This window comes from Rhodanobacter spathiphylli B39, assembly GCF_000264295.1.
GTDB lineage: Bacteria > Pseudomonadota > Gammaproteobacteria > Xanthomonadales > Rhodanobacteraceae > Rhodanobacter > Rhodanobacter spathiphylli.
The window spans coordinates 110,550-127,343 of sequence record NZ_AJXT01000012.1 but is presented as its reverse complement, the minus strand read 5'-3'; the positions used below and the strand labels follow the sequence as shown (position 1 = coordinate 127,343).

Genomic DNA, 16,794 nt, shown 5'->3' with positions numbered 1-16,794 from the left:
TCGCGCTCGGCGGCTCAACGATCCGCGCGGCGCACCAGCCGGATCTCGAACAGCCTTGGCCAGCACTTGCCGGTGACGAACAGGCGCTTGCCTGCCGCGTCCCAGGCGATTCCGTTGAGCACGTCGTCGACCGGGTTCGGCAGCTGGCTGATGTCGAACAGGCCGGACAGATCGATCCAGCCCACTACGTGGCCGCTGGCCGGATCGATGCGGGCGATGCGGTCGGTCAGCCACACGTTGGCGTAGATCTCGCCGTCGACCCATTCCAGTTCATTGAGATGGGTGACCGGCACGCCATCGGCGGTGACCTGGATGCGGCGAACCTCGGCCAGCGTTTCCGGGTCCAGCACGCGCAGCTCCGCCGTGCCGTCGCTCATGTACAGCTGGCGGTCGTCGCGGGTCAGCGCCCAGCCTTCGCCGGGGTAGCTGAAGGTCTTCTGCGGGGTGAAGCTGGCCAGGTCGTAGACGAAGCCCGTCCCACTTTGCCAGGTGAGCTGCACCATGCGGCCCTTCCAGTCGACGATGCCCTCGCCGAAATACTGGCGGGGCAGGCGATGGCGCTGCAGCACTTCGCCGGTCTCCAGCGCCACCTTGCGCACCGTCGACTCGCCGACCTGGCCGGTGCTCTCGTACAGATGGCCGTCCTTGTAGAACAGCCCTTCGGTGTAGGCGGCGGTGTCGTGCGGCCAGGCGTGCACCACCTGGTAGCCGTAAACCGGTATCGCGGCCCATGCGGGCGCCACCGAGGCGAACAGCAGGAAGGCGAGCGTGCGGTGGAACCAGCGTGGCATGGCGGAAACGTCCGGCGAGATGGTTGCGCTCAGCCTAACGGCCGCACGCGGAAATTGCGTCCCTTGATCCTGCCTGCGCGCAACCGTTCCAGCGCCTTGTTGGCCAGGGCGCGGGTGATCGCCACGTAGGCGCGGGTGGCGAACACGTCGATCTTGCCGATGTCCTTCGCGTCCAGCCCGGCGTCGCCGGTGAGCGCGCCCAGGATGTCGCCGGGGCGCAGCTTGTCCTGGCGACCGGCGTCGATCACCAGGGTCTTCATCGGCGCCAGGTGCAGGGTCTTGCCGCGTGGCGGCGCGATCTTCAGCGGTCGCCATGGCAGCGGCACGCCGGTCAATTCCTCGATGTTCCCCGCCTTCGGCCGCTCGCGCGGCGTGCACAAGGTAATCGCGAGGCCGACTTGGCCGGCGCGACCGGTGCGGCCGATGCGGTGGGTGTGGGTTTCCGGGTCGTGGGCGATGTCGTAGCTGACCACCAGCGGCAGCGCCACGATGTCCAGCCCGCGCGCCGCCACGTCGGTGGCCACCAGCACCGCGCAGCTGTGGTTGGCGAAACGCACCAGCACCTCGTCGCGGTCGCGCTGCTCCATGTCGCCGTGCAGGGCCAGCGCGGAGAAACCGCGGCGGTCGAGCTCCTGCGCCACCGCATCCACGTCGCGGCGCATGTTGCAGAACACCAGCGCCTGCTCGCTGCGCTCGCCGCCCAGAAGTTGCACCAGCGCGTCCAGTTTCTGCGCCGGCTCCACTTCGTGGAAACGCTGCTCGATCGCCGGCCTCTCCTCGGCCGGTGCATCCACCGTGACCTCGACCGGATGCTGCTGCACGCGCTGGCTCACCGCGCGGATCTCGTCCGGATAGGTGGCCGAAAACAGCAGGGTCTGATGATGTTTCGCGATGCGTCCGATGATGTCGTCGATGGCTTCGGAAAAGCCCATGTCGAGCATGCGGTCGGCCTCGTCCAGCACCAGCACCCTGATCCCGCCGCCGTGCAGGCTCTGCCGCTTCAGGTGCTCCTGCACGCGGCCGGGCGTGCCGACCACGATGTGCGGGTCGTGCGTGAGCGAAGCCAGCTGTGGGCCCAGCGGCATGCCGCCGCACAGGGTCAGCAGCTTGACGTTGGGGATGTTCGCGGCCAGCTTGCGGATCGCCTTGCTGACCTGGTCGGCCAGTTCGCGGGTGGGGCACAGCACCAGCGCCTGCAGCCGGATCGTGTCGACATCGATCGACTGCAGCAGGCTCAAGCCGAACGCCGCGGTCTTGCCGCTGCCGGTCTGCGCCTGCGCGATCACGTCGCGGCCCTCCAGCATCGGCGGCAGGCTTTGTGCCTGCACCGGGGTCATTTCGGCATAGCCGAGGGTTTCCACGCTGGCGAGCAGGGCGGGTTTGAGCGGGAGCGTGCTGAAGGCGGTCATGTGTCCATGATCGCACGGGTGCCTGCTCGCGACTTGCATCCCGACGCCGTCTCGTCGACCCTCTACGGCTGTCGCCCCAATGAATACCGTCATGGATATCGTTTTCATCGAAGACCTGCGCATCGATGCCGTCATCGGCATCTACGACTGGGAGCGCCGCGTGCGGCAGACACTGGCGTTCGACATCGAGATGGCGTTCGACAACACGCTGCCGGCGGCCAGCGACGACATCGCGCTGACGCTGAACTACAAGGACGTGTCGAAGCGACTGATCGACTACGTGGGCGCGTCGAGCTTCGGCCTGGTGGAAACACTGGCCGAGCGCTGCGCGGCGATCATCCGCGAGGAATTCGGGGTGAGCTGGGTGCGGCTGAAGTTGTCCAAGCCCGGCGCCGTGCGCGGCGCGAAGTCGGTGGGCGTGCGCATCGAGCGTGGCATGCGGCCACAGTAGCGCACGGCGCCAGCGGTTGTTTCGTCGCCGCGCAGACCCCATGTTTCCCGGTTGACGCGGTGTTCCGCGCGCCATGCCGCCCCGATCCGCGCGTGTTTTCTGCCGCGTGCGACCCACGAGCCGACAGGACGCTCCGATGCAACGACTGCAGGATCTGCTGGATCTTCCCTGGATACAAACCACGCTGGGCGTGCTCGCCCTGCTCGCGCTGGCCTGGCTGGCCGGCCAGCTGATGCATCGTCTGCTGCGCCGGCTGGTCGGCGGTATCGCGCGGCGCACCGCCACCGGCTGGGACGACGCCCTGCTCGGTTATGGCACGTTCCGCTGGCTGGCGCGCGCGCTGCCGGCGCTGATTGTCCAGTACGGCATCGTGCTGGTGCCCGGCGTGCCGGAGCGGATCGAAGCGCTGCTGGGGAAGGCGATGACGGCGCTGGTGGTGCTCTGCGTGGTGATGGCGGTCAGCGCCGTGCTGTCGGCCAGCGAGGCCATGTACCAGCGCACCCCGCGGGGCCAGCAGCGCCCGATCAAGGGCTTGCTACAACTGGTCAAGATCGGCCTGTTCATCGTTGCCGCACTGGTCATCATCGCCGCCGTCACCGGCAAGCAGGTCGGCTTGCTGCTTTCGGGCGTGGGCGCGATGTCGGCCGTGCTGATGCTGGTTTTCAAGGACACCATCCTCGGGTTCGTGGCCGGCGTGCAGCTGTCCTCGAACGACATGCTGCGTGTGGGCGACTGGATCGAGATGCCGCAGTTGAACGCCGATGGCGACGTGATCGATATCGCGCTGCATACGGTCAAGGTGCGCAATTGGGACAAGACGATCACCACCATCCCCAGTTGGCGGCTGATCTCCGATTCGTACAAGAACTGGCGCGGCATGCAGGAAGTCGGCGGGCGGCGGATCAAGCGCGCGCTGCATCTGGATGCCGCCAGCGTGCGTTTCCTTGATCAGCGGGAGATCCGCCGACTGTCGCGCCTGCAGCTGTTGGCCGAGTACCTGCCGTCGAGGGAGCGCGACGTGGAGCAGTGGAACGAGGCGCTGGGCGATGCGGCCGGCGTTGCGGCGAATCGGCGGCGGCTGACCAACCTGGGCACGTTCCGCGCCTACGTGCAGGCCTATCTGGATGGCCATCCGCAGATCCACCACCAGCTGAGCTGCATGGTTCGCCAGCTGGCCAGCGGCCCGCAGGGCATCCCGCTGGAGCTGTACTGCTTTACCGACACGGTGGATTGGGCCGAGTACGAAGGCATCCAGGCAGACATCTTCGACCACCTGTTTGCCCTGCTGCCGGAGTTCGGGCTGGCGCTCTACCAGCAGCCTTCCGGCCAGGACGTGCGTTCGGCGCTGGCGCTGCGCGGCGAAACCCCGGCAAAATCGACGGTCGATCGGCGGGCGATCCAACTTGACGAGGCGTGAGCGGTGGCGCGTGTCTATCTGAGCCTGGGTTCCAACCTCGAACCGCACCGCCATCTTCGTGCGGCGCTGACGGAATTGCGCGAGCACTTCGGCGAGCTGGTGGTGTCGCCGGCGTATCGCAGCGCCCCGGTGGGCTTCGATGGCGCCGCCTTCGTGAACCTGGCCGCAGGACTGGATACCGAACTGGTACCCGAGGCGTTGAACGACTGGCTGCACGCGCTGGAGGATCGCCACGGCCGCCGCCGCGACGTGCCGCGCTACTCCGATCGCACGCTGGATGTCGACATCGTGTTCTACGACGACCTGGTGCTGGACGGTCCTGGCCATCTGCAGATTCCCCGCAACGAGCTGCAGCATGCGTTCGTGTTGCGGCCGATCGCCGATATCGCACCGGGCTTCCGCCATCCGGTCAGCGGGCGGAGCATGGCCGAGTTGTGGGCGGCCTTTCCCGCGGGGAACGAACCGTTGCAGGCCGACTCGCTGGCCGACTGAACGCGACGCACTGTCGTGTTCGCCGCGCGGATGCTAGAAAGGCACCTCAGGGGCCGGGCCCGTCTGTCTGAATGCGTGTCCACGATCGAGGGGAGCAGGAACATGGCCGGAAAATTTGCCCGCAGCTGGGCGTTGATGAAGGCGAGCGCCGCGGTGTTGCGCTCGGACAAGTCGTTGCTGGTGTTTCCGCTGCTGTCGGGCCTGTGCACCCTGCTGGTGGCGGCCAGTTTCCTGGTGCCGGTGGGCATGATGGTGATCGGCGGCGCGCACGCGGGCGAGGACTTCCATCAGCGCATGTCGGTGGGCAGCTACCTGCTGATGTTCGCGTTCTACCTGGTGCAGTATTTCGTGATCATCTTCTTCCAGACCGCCCTGACCGGCGTGGCGCTGATGCATCTGCGCGGCGAACCGACCAGCGTGGGCGCGGGCCTGGCGCTGGCGCGCTCGAAGCTGCCGCAGATCTTCGGCTATGCGCTGATCGCCGCCACGGTGGGCCTGCTGCTGCGGATGATCCAGGAGCGGCTGGGCCTGATCGGTCGGCTGGTGATCGGCTTCATCGGACTGGCCTGGACCGTGGCCACCTTCCTGGTGGTGCCGGTGCTGGCCAGCAAGGATGTCGGTCCGGTCGACGCGGTGAAAGAAAGCGTCGAACTGCTCAAGCGCAGCTGGGGCGAAAACCTCATCGGCAACGGCGGCATCGGCGTCGTGTTCGGACTGCTGATGTTCCTGGCGGTGCTGGTCAGTGCCGTGCTGATCGGTGGCGCGGTGGCGATGCAGTCGGTCGTCGCGATCGTGCTGGCGGCGGTGATCGTGGTGGTGGGTTTCGTCCTGCTGGCCCTGATCCAGTCTTCGCTGCAAGGCATCTATTCGGCGGCGCTGTATCGCTACGCCGAAGCTGGCGAGGCCAGTGTGGGCTTCGACCAGGCCCTGTTGCAGCAGGCGTTTGCGCCGAAGAAGAAGTAGCGCAAGAGCGACCCCACCCCGACCCTCCCCTGCACGCAGGGGAGGGAGCAAAGCAGAAGCTCGAAGCAACCGGGATACCCTCCCCTGCGTGCAGGGGAGGGCAGGGGTGGGGTCCACGCCGCCGCGTCGCCCATCGAAGCGACGCCCCCAACCTCACACCGCCAACGTCCTTCCCCCATCCACCCGGATGATCTGCCCCGTCACGAACGGCGCATCGCGCAGCAACCACAGCACCGCACTGGCCACGTCGTCCGGCGCGCCGGCGCGCTTGAGCGGCGTGCGAGCCAGCATCGCCTGCTGGTCGTCGTAGGCCTTGCCGTCGCCCGGCCACAGCACGGCGCCGGGGGCGATGCCGTTGACCCGGATGTCGGGGCCCAGATCCAGCGCCAGCGAGCGGGTCATCGCGGCCAGCGCGGCCTTGGCCATGCAGTACAGCGGATGCCCGGCCAGCGGACGCTCGGCATAGATGTCGACCATGTTGACGATGGCGCCGCGCGACGCGCGCAGCGCGGGGATGGCGGCCTGGCTGAGGAAGAACGGCGCCTGCGCGTTGGAGGCGAACAGCGCGCTCCACTGTTCGGCGGTGGCCGTGTCCACGGGCGTGGGGAAAAAGGCCGACGCGTTGTTGACCAGCGCATCGAGCCGGCCATAGCGCGCGAGTAACCGATCGATCATGCCGGGCAACGCCGACAGCTCGGCGAGTTCGGCCTGAAGCAGCAGGGTGCTGGCGCCGCGTTGCGCTTCGAGCTCGTCGGCCAGCGCGCGTGCGTCGGTGGCCGAATGCCGGTAGTGCAGCGCCACGTCGTAGCCCGCTGCATGCAGCGTCCGCGCGATCACCGCGCCGACCCGGCGGCCGGCGCCGGTGATCAGCGCGACGGGTCGAGCCGCGCCGGGTCGATCTGCACCGGGTCGATCATCGGAAGGTGGCATGCGGCGGCTCCGGCAACTGTGCAGCCTGCAGCTTGCCGCAAAGCCGCGTCAGCGTCACCCGCGCTGCGGCGGGTCGGGTTTCTTCGGGCGCGTCTTGCCGGCAGCTTTTTGCGCGGCGCCGGCGACCTTGCGGGCGGCCGTGGCGACCGCCTTGTCGACCAGCTTGCCGGCTACCCGCCGCGCCGCTTTCGCTGCCGGCTTCGGCTTCGGCTTCGGCGCCGGCCTTGGTTTGCCGGTGGCCGCGGCGTCCGCGTCGGCTGCTTCCTCGATCGTCACCTCGCTCTCGAACATCTCGATCGCGGTGGCGGCCACTTGTCCGGTGTCGTAATACGCATAGGCACCGACGCCCAGCGCGCCGACCACTGGCAGCCAGCGCGACACGCCCTTGCTCAGCGTGCGCTGGGTGAACTTCACGCCGATCTGCTTCGCCACGCGCTGGGCCACGCCCCACGACATGCGGCGGAAGATCAGCCGGTCGCCCATGCGCACCACCAGGTCGCGGAAGGCCTGTGCCGCGGTGTGGCGAAACAGGCACCACATCATTTGCTCGCGCCCCAGACTCGCGTGGCGGCCATAGGCAGCGGCGATGTCGCTGACCATCTGGCCCTGGATTTTCCAGATCGCGATCAGCTCCGGCAGCAAGGTCAGCCAGCCCAGCGGGCCCGGCGGCAAGGCCAGCGAGCCCGCGGTCAGCGCGGCGCGCTGGGCGGCGCGGCTGGCCAGCCTGCGCGCCTTGTTCGCCGGGTCCCTGCTGCTGTCGATCCGGCTGTCCGGCACTTCGCTGACGAAATCGAGGATCGCCGCGGTGATCCTGCCCGGCTCGCCGGGCGCGATGACCGCGGGAACCTGCTGGCTGGGTGACTTGCTCATGGGCGACTCCGGGCGGATGGGGCGAATGCGTGCAGCTGCGTCCTTCGCAGTCTAGGGAGTGCGCGTGAAGCGGGGTTCAACGCGACGCGTGACTTCCGGCACGGGCGGCCGGAAGTCATGAAAGTTATGTTATAACATCACAACAATTTCCTCGTCCCCGCCGGAACTCCCGATGACACACTCCCCGCTCGCCCTGGCGCTTGCCGTCGCACTGGCCATGCCGCTCGCCGTCCACGCTACCGTTGCCGACCCCGCGGCTGCCACCGCGGCGGCGCATGGCGACGATCCGGCCGACAGCGGCAGTCGCAACCGGCAACCGCAGGTGCAGGATCTGGATGCGATCTCGGTGTCGGGCGCGCTCGACCAGGCACGCAACGCACTGTCGCCCGATACCGGCAGCAGCCAGTACGTGATCGATCACCAGGCGATCGCGCAGCTGCCGCTGGGTGCATCGACGCCGATCAACCAGGTGCTGCTGCAGGCGCCGGGCGTGGTGCAGGATTCCTACGGCGGCCTGCACGTCCGCGGCGACCACGCGAACCTGCAGTACCGCATCAACGGCGTGATCATTCCCGAGTCGATCGGCGGTTTCGGCCAGAGTCTCGACGCGCGCACGATCCACACCGTGAAGCTGCTCGATGGTGCGTTGCCGGCCCAGTACGGCCTGCGCACGGCGGCGGTGGTCGACATCACCACGAAGAGCGGCCACGACCTCGGCAATGGCGGCAGCGTGGGCATCACCGGCGGCAGCAACGCCACGCTGAACCCGAACGCGTCGGTATGGGGCAGCCACGATCGCTGGAGCTGGTTCTTCACCGGCAATTACATGGAGAACGATGCCGGCATCGAGAATCCCACGGCGAGCCGCAAGCCGATCCACGACCACACCAATCAAGCGAAGGGTTTCGGCGACATCAGCTACCTGATCGACAACGATACCCGCCTGAGCTTCCTGTTCGGTGTGGCCAACAACCGCTTCCAGATTCCGAACAATCCGGGTCAACAGCCGGCATTCGGCTATCTGGATACGGTGGATTTCAATTCCGCCGATCTCGACGAGCGTCAGCGCGAGAACACCCGCTTCGGCGTGCTTGCGTTGCAGGGCAAGCTGGGCGCCACCGGCTATCAGGTGTCGGTGGGCCAGCGTTACAGCGGCCTCGCCTATGCGCCGGACCGGATCGGCGAACTGATGTTCAACGGCGTCGCCTCAGCCGTCACCCGCAGCAACCGGGCCAGCACGCTGCAAGCGGACTTCGCCACGCCGATGGGCGATCGCCACACCTTGCGCTACGGCGTCTACGGCAGCTTCGAGCGTGCGGCCAGCGGCAACAATGCGTGGGCGTTTCCGGTCGACGCCGACGGCCACCAGGCCAGCACCACGCCGGTCAACATCCTCGACGCCAGCCGCCTCACCGCAAGGACCTGGTCGGCCTACGTGCAGGACGAATGGAGCCTCGGCGCCAACTGGACGCTGAACTACGGCCTGCGTGGCGACCGCTATCAGCTGGTGCGCAGCGAGAGCCAGCTGAGCCCCCGCGCCGGCCTGGTCTGGCAGGCCACCGGGAGCACCGTGGTGCATGCCGGCTATTCGCGCTATTTCACGCCGCCAGCGACCGAGATGATCGCCAGCAGCAACATCGCGAAATTCGACGGCACCACCAACGCCGTGGCGGACACCGGCAACAACACGCCGCTGGCCGAACGCTCGGACTATTTCGACGCAGGCATCTCGCAGAACCTCGGCTCGGCCTGGACCGTGGGCGTGGACGCCTACTACCGCAAGGTGCAGCGCCTGCAGGACGAAGGCCAGTTCGGTTCCGCCCTGGTCTATTCCACCTTCAACTACGCGGCGGGCCGGGTGAAGGGCGTGGAGTTCACCGCCAATTACGAGCAGGGCCCGCTGTCGGCGTACTTCAACGCCTCGCTGGGCAAGGCGATCGGCCGGCGCATCATCACCAGCCAGTACAACTTCGATCCCGACGACCTGGCTTACGTCAACAACCACTGGATCTTCCTCGACCACGACCAGAGGCTCACCTCGTCCGGTGGCGTCAACCTCGCGCTGAACGACAGCACCCGCGTCGGCGCCGACTACCTTTTCGGCAGCGGCCTGCGCAAGGACGGCGACGTGCCGAACGGCGCCTCGCTACCCGCGTACTTCCAGCTGAACCTCAACGTCGCGCACGACTTCGCCTTCGACGGTTTCGGCAAGCTGCACGCGCAACTGGCGGTGATCAATGCGCTCGACCGCACCTACGAGTTGCGCGATGGCAGCGGCATCGGCGTGGGCGCCCCGCAATTCGGCCCGCGTCGCGGCGTGTACCTGAGCCTGCAGAAGGATTTCTGAGCCCCGGCCCGCGTGGCGACGGCATCCGTCACGCGGGATCGGCGGCTTCATCCGCTATCCTTGCGGCGCTGAATTTCAGGGCCGCATCCATGCAAACCCGTTTACCCGAACCGGGCGCCGACGAGCGCGCCCACTCCGATCACCTGCTGCAACTGCTGCGCGAGCAGATCGCCTCGCACGGGCCGATGCCATTCGCGCAATACATGGAGCGTTGCCTGTACGCGCCGGGGCTGGGCTACTACAGCGCCGGTCGCACCAAGTTCGGCGAGGCCGGCGACTTCGTCACCGCGCCGGAACTGGGCGAGCTGTTCGCCGGCTGCGTGGTGAACGCGGTGCAGCCGGTGCTGGCGATGCTGGGCGAGCAGGCGGACTTCCTCGAACTCGGTGGCGGCAGCGGCGCGTTCGCCGAGTCCGCGCTGAAGGCGCTCGCGGCCGCCGGCAGCTTGCCGCGGAATTACCTGATCCTGGAGCCGAGCGCCGACCTGCGCGAGCGCCAGCGCGAGCGCCTGCTGGCGAATCTTCCGGCCGGACTCAACGCGCGCGTGCAATGGCTGGATCGGCCGCCGGAGCAGGACTGGCGCGGTGTGCTGTTCGCCAACGAGGTGATCGATGCCCTGCCGGCCACGCGCTTCAGCATGCGCGATGGCGAAGTGTTCGAAGAACATGTGGTGCTGGACGGCGAAGGTCGCCTGAAGCGCACCGATCGACCGGCCGATGCGCTGGTGTCTGGCGCCGTGCGTCACGTCGAGCGCGACTTGGGCGCCGAATTCGCCGACGGCTATCGCTCGGAAATCCTGCCGCAGCTGCCGTACTGGGTGCAGGCGGTGGCCGGTTCGCTGGTGGCCGGACTGATGCTCTTCGTCGACTATGGCTATGTGCGCCGCGAGTTCTACCTGCCCGAGCGCGACGACGGCACCCTGATGGCGCACTACCGCCACCATGCGCACAACGACCCGCTGTACCTGCCGGGCCTGAACGACCTCACTGCCTCGGTCGATTTCACCGCGTTGGCCGAGGCCGGCAACAGCGCCGGTTTCGGGGTGGCGGCGTATCTGCCCCAGGCGCAGTTCCTGATCGGCGCAGGCCTGCAGCAGGTGTTCGAGGATGCCCACCAAAAGGCGCCCGACGAACACGCCCGCTACCGGCTGTCCCAGCAGGTGAAGCGCCTGATGTTGCCCGACCAGATGGGCGAGCGCTTCCAGGCGATGCTGCTGGCGCGTGGGCTCGAAGCGTTGCCGCTGCCGGCCGAGTTGCTGGCAGCCGACCAGGGTGGCCGGCTTTGATCGAAGCGGTCCGCGTCCAGCCGTCTGGACGGCTGCGCTGGCATCGCGCCTGGGTGGTGCTCGGCGGGCTGATCATGGGCTGGACGCTGTGGATGGCGCTGACGCCCGACCCGGGCATCACGCTGGTTTTCCCGTACGGCGACAAGCTGCTGCACGCGATCACCTTCACCTGCCTGATGGGCTGGTGGGGCAATGTCTATCGCGACCGGGGTCCGCGCATGTGGGCGGCGTTGGGCTGCCTGGCGTTCGGCGTCCTCATCGAATGCGCCCAGTGGCTGGACCCGCCCCGCGATGCCGATGCCTTCGACGTGCTGGCCGACGGCATCGGCGTGGTCATCGCGCTGGGCTTGCTGCGCACGCCGCTCGCCAGGGTACTGGCGAGGGTTGAAGCGTTCTCAGTGCATCGTCGCCGGCGCTGACCCGGCCGAACTGGCGGGCGCCGGCGCCGGACTGGCGGGTGCGGGCGCCGAGACGGGGGATGCGGGCAGCGGGCTGGCGGGCACGGGCAGCGGCTCCACCGGCGTCGAATCCGCAGGGCGGCGCACCAGTTGGCCGCGTTTGAACAGCTCGCTGGCCACCTGGTAATAGGCCACCGCGTCGGCAATCTGTTGCGGGTCCTGCGGCGTGATCGGCGTGGCGTCGCCGGTGGCGTAGTCCGGCTTCATCTGCTCCAGCTTGCGCTGCGGCTCCAGCACGGTGAGCACGTCGTCGTGCAGATAGCCGAGCTTTTCGTAGGTGGCCGGGAAGGCCCGTTCGCGGCCGGCTTCCAGCTGGAACAGGTCGTAGCCGAAGAAGCGCGTGCGATAGCTGAAATTGAGCAGGCCCAGCACGGTCGGCGCAATGTCCACCTGGCCCATCAGCCGGTCCACCCGCTGCGGCTGGATGTGCTTGGGCGAATAGATCCACAGCGGAATGTGGTAGCGGTTGACCGGCACGCTGGTCTTGCCCGCGCTGGAGGCGCAGTGGTCGGCGGTGATCACGAACACGGTGTCGTCGAAGTAGGACTTCTCGCGGGCCCGGCGGATGAAGTCGCCGATCGACCAGTCGGTGTACGCCACCGCGCCTTCGCGCGTGCCGTTGGCCTGCTTCACCCGGCCTGCCGGGAAGGTGAACGGGCGATGGTTCGAGGTGGTCATGATGTGCAGGAAGAACGGCTTGCCCGCGGCGTGGATCTGGTCCATCTGGCCCAGCGCCAGCGTGTACAGGTCCTCGTCGGCCACGCCCCACACGTTCTCGCCGTGGATCGTGGCGCCCTTCGGAATGTCGCGCCGGTCCACCGTGCGATAGCCGTTGCTGCCGAAGAACTGGTTCATGTTGTCGAACTCGCCGTAACCGCCGTAGACGAAGTCGGACTGGTAGCCGCGGTCGTTGAAGATGTCCGCCAGCGAGAACAGGTTTTCGTTGTCATGCGCCTTCAGCAGCGAATCGCCGGGCGTCGGCGGCACCGACAGCGACAGCGCTTCCAGTCCGCGCACCGTGCGCGTGCCATTGGCGTACAAGTTGTCGAAGAACAGGCTGTGGTCGACCAGCGAGTCGAGGTAGGGGGTGATCTTCTGCGGGTTGCCGAACGTGCCCAGGTAATCGCCGGACAGGCTCTCCACGCTGATCAGCACCACGTTGAGGCGCTTCTCCGGGCCGCTGTGGCGGATCGCCCGGGTGAGGTCGTGCGGATCGCTGCTGACATAGCTGGAATCCGGCGTCTTCAGCATCTCGCGCACGCGGCGGAAGGCGTCGTCGTCGGGCAGGGTGCGGTAGAACTTCGCGTAGTCGAGGTGGCTGCTGCGGAAGGCGTTGAAGAACTGGTAGATGCCGTTGCCGGCCAGCTCGTTGACGTAGTTGTTGCCGGTGCGGTCCTTCATGCTGCCATTGACCGTGGCCACCGAGATCACCGTCAGTACCAGCCACAGCAACACGACCTTGCCCCGCTGCCAGAAGCGGCTGCCGTCGTCGCGCACGCGCAAGGCGCGGCGACCGAGCGCGAACACCACCAATGCCAGCACCGCCAGCAGGCTCACCCACAGGCCGATCGGGTACGACTCGCGGATGTTGCCGATCACCTCGGTGGTGTAGACCAGATAGTCCACCGCGATGAAATTGAAGCGCACGCTGAACTCGTTCCAGAACACCAGTTCCGAAGCGCCGACGAACAGCAGGCCGTAGATCAGCAGCAGCGCAAGCGCATACAGCGCCCACTGGCCGATGCGCGAGGTATAGGTGAACGCGGCCAGCGGCAGCACGAACAGGAACGGCAGCAGCACCGGCCAGGTTTCCTTCAGCCCGGCGTGATAGTGCAGGTGCAGCGCGACCAGGCAGAGCGTGCACGCCAGGGCCATCGCCACGGCGTAGGCCAGCCAGCGCAACAGCGGCGCCACCCGCCCCGAGCGGGTCGGCACGATCCACAGGAACAGCACCAGCGGCCACGCCACGTAGATGAAGGTGACCACGTCGTAGAACAGTCCCACGCCAAACGCATAGGCAAGATTGAACGCGGTGTGCGGCACCTCGGCACCCGACATCACCAGCAGCACCACGCGGGTGGCGAAGGTGATCACCAGGTAGCTGATCGCCAGCCACCACAGCGGACGGAAGCGCTGGGGAACGGGAGAGGGGCGGGTAAAGGCACGCGGCACGGGCAACTCCGAAGCAGGCAGGGGGACGCCGCCGCCCGTTGCGGGCGGCAAAATCATCGCGCCTTTATACCGCGGATCGGTGTCCCGAGGGGTTCGCCCTCAGCCCGGCGATCGCGTGGATGCGTGCGTTCTCCATCGCCTGTCCGATCGCCGGACCGGTCATGCCTTGTGCAATGAACGAGGCCGATTCGACGGCGGCGGCGACTGCCCGCGCCTGGCGCAGGTAATCGGCCTGCGGGTAGGCGTCCTCGCCGTGACCCAGGCGGCCACGCTTGTCGGCGGTGCAGGCGGCGAGAAAGAGATCCAGCCGCGCCGGCCGGCGCAGCGCATCCGTCGCGGTCAGCAGCTTCAGTACGGTGGCCGGCTTCAGCTCGAGCGCGCGGTGCACATTCAAGTGTTCGCGGCAGACCAGTTCGGCCAGCGCGGCGTGTTCGGTCGGTACCTTCAGTCGCGCAGCCAGCGCGCGCAACGGCGCCACGCCGCGATGCTCGTGGCCGACGTGGCGCGGCAGCTCGGCGGCCGGGGTCAGCGCCTTGCCCAGGTCGTGGCCCAGCGCGCAGAAGCCCACCACGTCGTTGCCGGGTGCCAGCGCCGCCGCGGCATCCAGCACCATCTCCACATGCACGCCGGTGTCGATCTCCGGATGGAACTCGGCGCGCTGCGGCACGCCGTACAACGCGTCCACTTCGGGGAACAGCACCGCCAGCGCGCCGCATTCGCGCAGCACCCGCAGGAACGCCGACGGCCGGGCCTCGCCCAGCGCCTTGCGCGTCTCCGCCCATACCCGCTCGGGCACCAGGTGGTCGACCTCGCCGTCGCGCACCATCTGCTGCATCAGGGTCATCGTCTCCGCGGCCACGCTGAAGCCCAGCGGCGCGAAACGCGCGGCAAACCGCGCCACCCGCAGCACCCGCACCGGGTCCTCGACGAAGGCTTCGGACACGTGGCGCAGTACCCGGGCCTCGATGTCGGCCACGCCGCCGAACGGATCGGTCAGCGCGCCGTGTTCGTCCTCGGCGATCGCATTGATGGTGAGGTCGCGCCGCGCCAGGTCCTGTTCCAGCGTGATCGTGGCATCGGTCTGGAACACGAAGCCGTGATAGCCCCGCCCGCTCTTGCGCTCGGTCCGCGCCAGCGCATATTCCTCGCCCGTCTGCGGATGCAGGAACACCGGGAAATCCTTGCCCACCGGCTTGTAGCCCAGCGCCAGCAAGGCCTCCGGCGTCGCACCCACCACCACGCGGTCATGATCGACCACGGGGCGCTTCAGCAGTTTGTCGCGGACCGCGCCGCCGACCAGGTAGATGTGCATGGGGGGATGATGCCACGGGCTCCTGTCGCGACGGAGAATCGTCGGGGCGTGAAGTCTTCCGCGAATGCCGGAAACGAAGGTACGCAGCGGATGGCCCGTCCGGATCATTGCTTCCAGATGCGGCCCCCCTCGCTTAAGCTGGCTGCATGGGGTAATCCGGGAAACGCAAGATGGTGGCAATGCAGGTTCATCCGCTGCTGCTCGGCCGCACCGCCGGCCTGCCGGCGGCGGCGCGCCAGCGCTACGACGAGGCCACGGTGGCGATGGCGCGTCGCGAGCTGGACGCCGCCGGCGCGGCGCTGGCCGACGTGCTGGCGATGGCGCCGGATTTTGTCGAGGCGCAGCGCCTGCAGGGGCTGGTGGCGCATATCCGTGGCGACCATGCCGGGGCGGTGGCGATCCTGCGCCGGGCGCTGGTCACGGCTCCGGACAACGCGTTGCTGCACATGAACCTGGGCATGTCGCTGTACAGCGCGGGCGAGTTTGCCACCGCGTTTTCTTCCCTGCGCCGCGCCTGCGAACTGGCTCCCGACTTTCCCCCGGCCTGGTTCAGTCTGGGCCGTGCCTTCCAGCAGCAGGGGCGCACGGCCGGTGCGATCACGGCGCTGCATCGGGCGGTGGACCTGGCCCCCGAAGATCCGGTGATGCGCAGCCTGCTGGCCGAGGCCCAGGCCAGTCTGGGTGCGGTGGCCGCCGCATGCACCAATTATCGCGAGGCCTTGCGGCATGAGCCGGATCACGCCGAGGCGTGGCTCGGCCTGGCCCGGTTGCAGGTCGAACCGTTTTCGAAGGATGACCTGGCCCGCCTGCAGCAGGCGATGCAACGTCCCGGCACGTCGCCACAGGCGCGCGTGATGCTGGGCTTCGCGCTGGTTCGCTGCCTGGAGGATCAGGGCGACTACCATGCCGCGTTTCGCGTGCTGCGCAAGGCCAACGGGCAGAAGCGCAAGCTGGTGAACTGGAATGCGGCGGTGGTGTCCGCGCGGATCGCGCGCATCCGCGCGGCCTTCGCCCGGCCGCCGGGCGAGGTCGAGGATCCGCAGCTGGGCGAGCAGGTGGTCTTTCTCATGGGGCTGCCACGTTCGGGCGGCGGCCTGCTGCGGCGCGTGCTTGCCGGTCATGCCCAGGTGGACGCCAACGAGCGGCCGCAGCATTTGCGCGCCGTGATCGAGGAGGAATCGGGGCGGCGGCAGCGGGAATTTCCCCAATGGACCATCGAGGCGACGCCGGCGGACTGGGCACGGCTTGGCCGCGACTATCTGGCGCGTGCCGTGCGCGCGCAGGACGGCAAGCGCTGTTTCATCGACCAGAGCGACCAGGACTGGCACCTGATGGGCGCGGCGATGGCCATGTTGCCCGGCGCGCGCCTGGTGGATTGCCGCCGCGATCCGCTGGAGAACTGCCTGAGCTGTTATCGGCAGTTGTTCGCAGTCCACCACGAGTTCAGCTACGACCTCGACGAGCTGGCGAGTTTCTGGCGCGACTGCGACGGACTCTGCGCGCACTGGCAGCAGCTGTATCGCGGGCGCGTGTTCGTGCATCAGCACGAGTCGCTGCTGGCCGATCCGCCGCTGCAGCTGCATCGCCTGCTGAACTTCCTCGGACTCGATGAGGACCAGGCCTGCCTGGACGTCCGTGCCAACCGGCGCCAGGGCGCGGCCGGCAACACCGCGCGGTTGCGCGAGCCATTGCGCTGGCAGGAACCACGGGCGCCACGCTACGGCGGCAAGCTGGATCGGTTGCGGGTGTTGCTGGGCCTGGCGTGAATCTGGGAGCGGCGGATTTTCAGGGCCTGTGAAGAAAACCACGTCCTGCGCTCTCCTTCCCATCGCGCGTCCGGCACCTGTCCGAAAGCGCTCACGCGAATCAGCCAGTGACCGCATCGCGGTCGACCATGCC

Annotated in this window: 14 protein-coding genes; 8 read left to right on the top strand and 6 right to left on the bottom strand. The window is 68.0% G+C overall.

Annotated features, from left to right (window positions below; genetic code table 11):
- Nucleotides 1-14: 14 nt before the first annotated feature.
- Both UU7_RS07210 and dbpA read right to left on the bottom strand, forming a co-directional pair.
- Complete coding sequence (locus UU7_RS07210) at nt 15-791, bottom strand: glutaminyl-peptide cyclotransferase (protein ID WP_007806818.1); 777 nt, start codon at nt 789-791, stop codon at nt 15-17.
- 29 nt (nt 792-820) lie between these two features.
- Entirely contained in the window at nt 821-2,200 is a 1,380-nt protein-coding gene (gene dbpA, locus UU7_RS07205) for an ATP-dependent RNA helicase DbpA (RefSeq protein WP_007806816.1), read from the bottom strand.
- A gap of 91 nt (nt 2,201-2,291) precedes the next feature.
- Here dbpA and folB point away from each other — a divergent pair, with 91 nt between their 5' ends.
- From folB to UU7_RS07185, 4 genes are all read left to right on the top strand, one after another.
- Entirely contained in the window at nt 2,292-2,651 is a 360-nt protein-coding gene (folB, locus tag UU7_RS07200; RefSeq protein WP_007806814.1) for a dihydroneopterin aldolase, read from the top strand.
- Between the two features lie 136 nt (nt 2,652-2,787).
- Entirely contained in the window at nt 2,788-4,068 is a 1,281-nt protein-coding gene (locus UU7_RS07195; protein ID WP_007806813.1) for a mechanosensitive ion channel family protein, read from the top strand.
- A gap of 3 nt (nt 4,069-4,071) precedes the next feature.
- Nucleotides 4,072-4,560 carry a 2-amino-4-hydroxy-6-hydroxymethyldihydropteridine diphosphokinase gene (gene folK / locus UU7_RS07190; protein WP_007806811.1) on the top strand — a complete coding sequence of 163 codons (489 nt, stop codon included), beginning with the start codon at nt 4,072-4,074 and terminating at the stop codon, nt 4,558-4,560.
- 102 nt (nt 4,561-4,662) lie between these two features.
- Complete coding sequence (locus UU7_RS07185; protein WP_007806809.1) at nt 4,663-5,523, top strand: DUF6159 family protein; 861 nt, start codon at nt 4,663-4,665, stop codon at nt 5,521-5,523.
- Nucleotides 5,524-5,676: 153 nt separating this feature from the next.
- Here UU7_RS07185 and UU7_RS07180 read toward each other — a convergent pair whose 3' ends face one another.
- Together UU7_RS07180 and UU7_RS07175 are read right to left on the bottom strand one after the other, a co-directional pair.
- Nucleotides 5,677-6,453: a pteridine reductase gene (locus UU7_RS07180; RefSeq protein WP_007806808.1), complete on the bottom strand. Its 777-nt coding sequence runs from the start codon at nt 6,451-6,453 to the stop codon at nt 5,677-5,679.
- Nucleotides 6,454-6,507: 54 nt separating this feature from the next.
- On the bottom strand, nt 6,508-7,323 hold the full coding sequence (locus UU7_RS07175; protein WP_007806806.1) for a hypothetical protein: 816 nt from the start codon (nt 7,321-7,323) through the stop codon (nt 6,508-6,510).
- 172 nt (nt 7,324-7,495) lie between these two features.
- On the opposite strand from UU7_RS07175, the gene UU7_RS07170 reads away from it, so the two are divergent.
- The 3 genes from UU7_RS07170 (at nt 7,496) to UU7_RS07160 (ending at nt 11,372) form a co-directional block, all read left to right on the top strand.
- Nucleotides 7,496-9,670, top strand: coding sequence for a TonB-dependent receptor (locus tag UU7_RS07170; RefSeq protein ID WP_007806804.1), 2,175 nt, complete (start codon nt 7,496-7,498; stop codon nt 9,668-9,670).
- A gap of 89 nt (nt 9,671-9,759) precedes the next feature.
- Nucleotides 9,760-10,953 (top strand): class I SAM-dependent methyltransferase, encoded by a 1,194-nt coding sequence (locus UU7_RS07165; RefSeq protein WP_007806802.1) that lies wholly within the window; start codon nt 9,760-9,762, stop codon nt 10,951-10,953.
- The gene (locus UU7_RS07160; protein WP_007806800.1) at nt 10,950-11,372 is read left to right on the top strand and encodes a VanZ family protein; all 423 of its coding nucleotides are present in this window, start codon (nt 10,950-10,952) and stop codon (nt 11,370-11,372) included. The genes UU7_RS07165 and UU7_RS07160 overlap by 4 nt, the downstream gene beginning before the upstream one ends.
- Here UU7_RS07160 and UU7_RS07155 read toward each other — a convergent pair.
- Together UU7_RS07155 and UU7_RS07150 are read right to left on the bottom strand one after the other, a co-directional pair.
- The gene (locus UU7_RS07155; protein ID WP_007806798.1) at nt 11,349-13,583 is read right to left on the bottom strand and encodes an LTA synthase family protein; all 2,235 of its coding nucleotides are present in this window, start codon (nt 13,581-13,583) and stop codon (nt 11,349-11,351) included. The two genes, UU7_RS07160 and UU7_RS07155, sit on opposite strands and share 24 nt — an antisense overlap.
- Before the next feature lie 64 nt (nt 13,584-13,647).
- On the bottom strand, nt 13,648-14,895 hold the full coding sequence (locus UU7_RS07150) for a multifunctional CCA addition/repair protein (RefSeq protein ID WP_007806795.1): 1,248 nt from the start codon (nt 14,893-14,895) through the stop codon (nt 13,648-13,650).
- Nucleotides 14,896-15,065: 170 nt separating this feature from the next.
- Between UU7_RS07150 and UU7_RS07145 the strand changes: the two genes are divergently transcribed.
- Nucleotides 15,066-16,661 carry a tetratricopeptide repeat-containing sulfotransferase family protein gene (locus tag UU7_RS07145; RefSeq protein ID WP_007806793.1) on the top strand — a complete coding sequence of 532 codons (1,596 nt, stop codon included), beginning with the start codon at nt 15,066-15,068 and terminating at the stop codon, nt 16,659-16,661.
- Nucleotides 16,662-16,794 lie beyond the last annotated feature (133 nt).

Coding starts and splice junctions, on each gene's coding strand:
- UU7_RS07210 (WP_007806818.1), bottom strand. CDS start 791: ATGCCACGCTGGTTCCACCGCACGCTCGCCTTCCTGCTGTTCGCCTCG.
- dbpA (WP_007806816.1), bottom strand. CDS start 2,200: ATGACCGCCTTCAGCACGCTCCCGCTCAAACCCGCCCTGCTCGCCAGC.
- folB (WP_007806814.1), top strand. CDS start 2,292: ATGGATATCGTTTTCATCGAAGACCTGCGCATCGATGCCGTCATCGGC.
- UU7_RS07195 (WP_007806813.1), top strand. CDS start 2,788: ATGCAACGACTGCAGGATCTGCTGGATCTTCCCTGGATACAAACCACG.
- UU7_RS07185 (WP_007806809.1), top strand. CDS start 4,663: ATGGCCGGAAAATTTGCCCGCAGCTGGGCGTTGATGAAGGCGAGCGCC.
- UU7_RS07180 (WP_007806808.1), bottom strand. CDS start 6,453: ATGCCACCTTCCGATGATCGACCCGGTGCAGATCGACCCGGCGCGGCT.
- UU7_RS07175 (WP_007806806.1), bottom strand. CDS start 7,323: ATGAGCAAGTCACCCAGCCAGCAGGTTCCCGCGGTCATCGCGCCCGGC.
- UU7_RS07170 (WP_007806804.1), top strand. CDS start 7,496: ATGACACACTCCCCGCTCGCCCTGGCGCTTGCCGTCGCACTGGCCATG.
- UU7_RS07165 (WP_007806802.1), top strand. CDS start 9,760: ATGCAAACCCGTTTACCCGAACCGGGCGCCGACGAGCGCGCCCACTCC.
- UU7_RS07150 (WP_007806795.1), bottom strand. CDS start 14,895: ATGCACATCTACCTGGTCGGCGGCGCGGTCCGCGACAAACTGCTGAAG.
- UU7_RS07145 (WP_007806793.1), top strand. CDS start 15,066: ATGGTGGCAATGCAGGTTCATCCGCTGCTGCTCGGCCGCACCGCCGGC.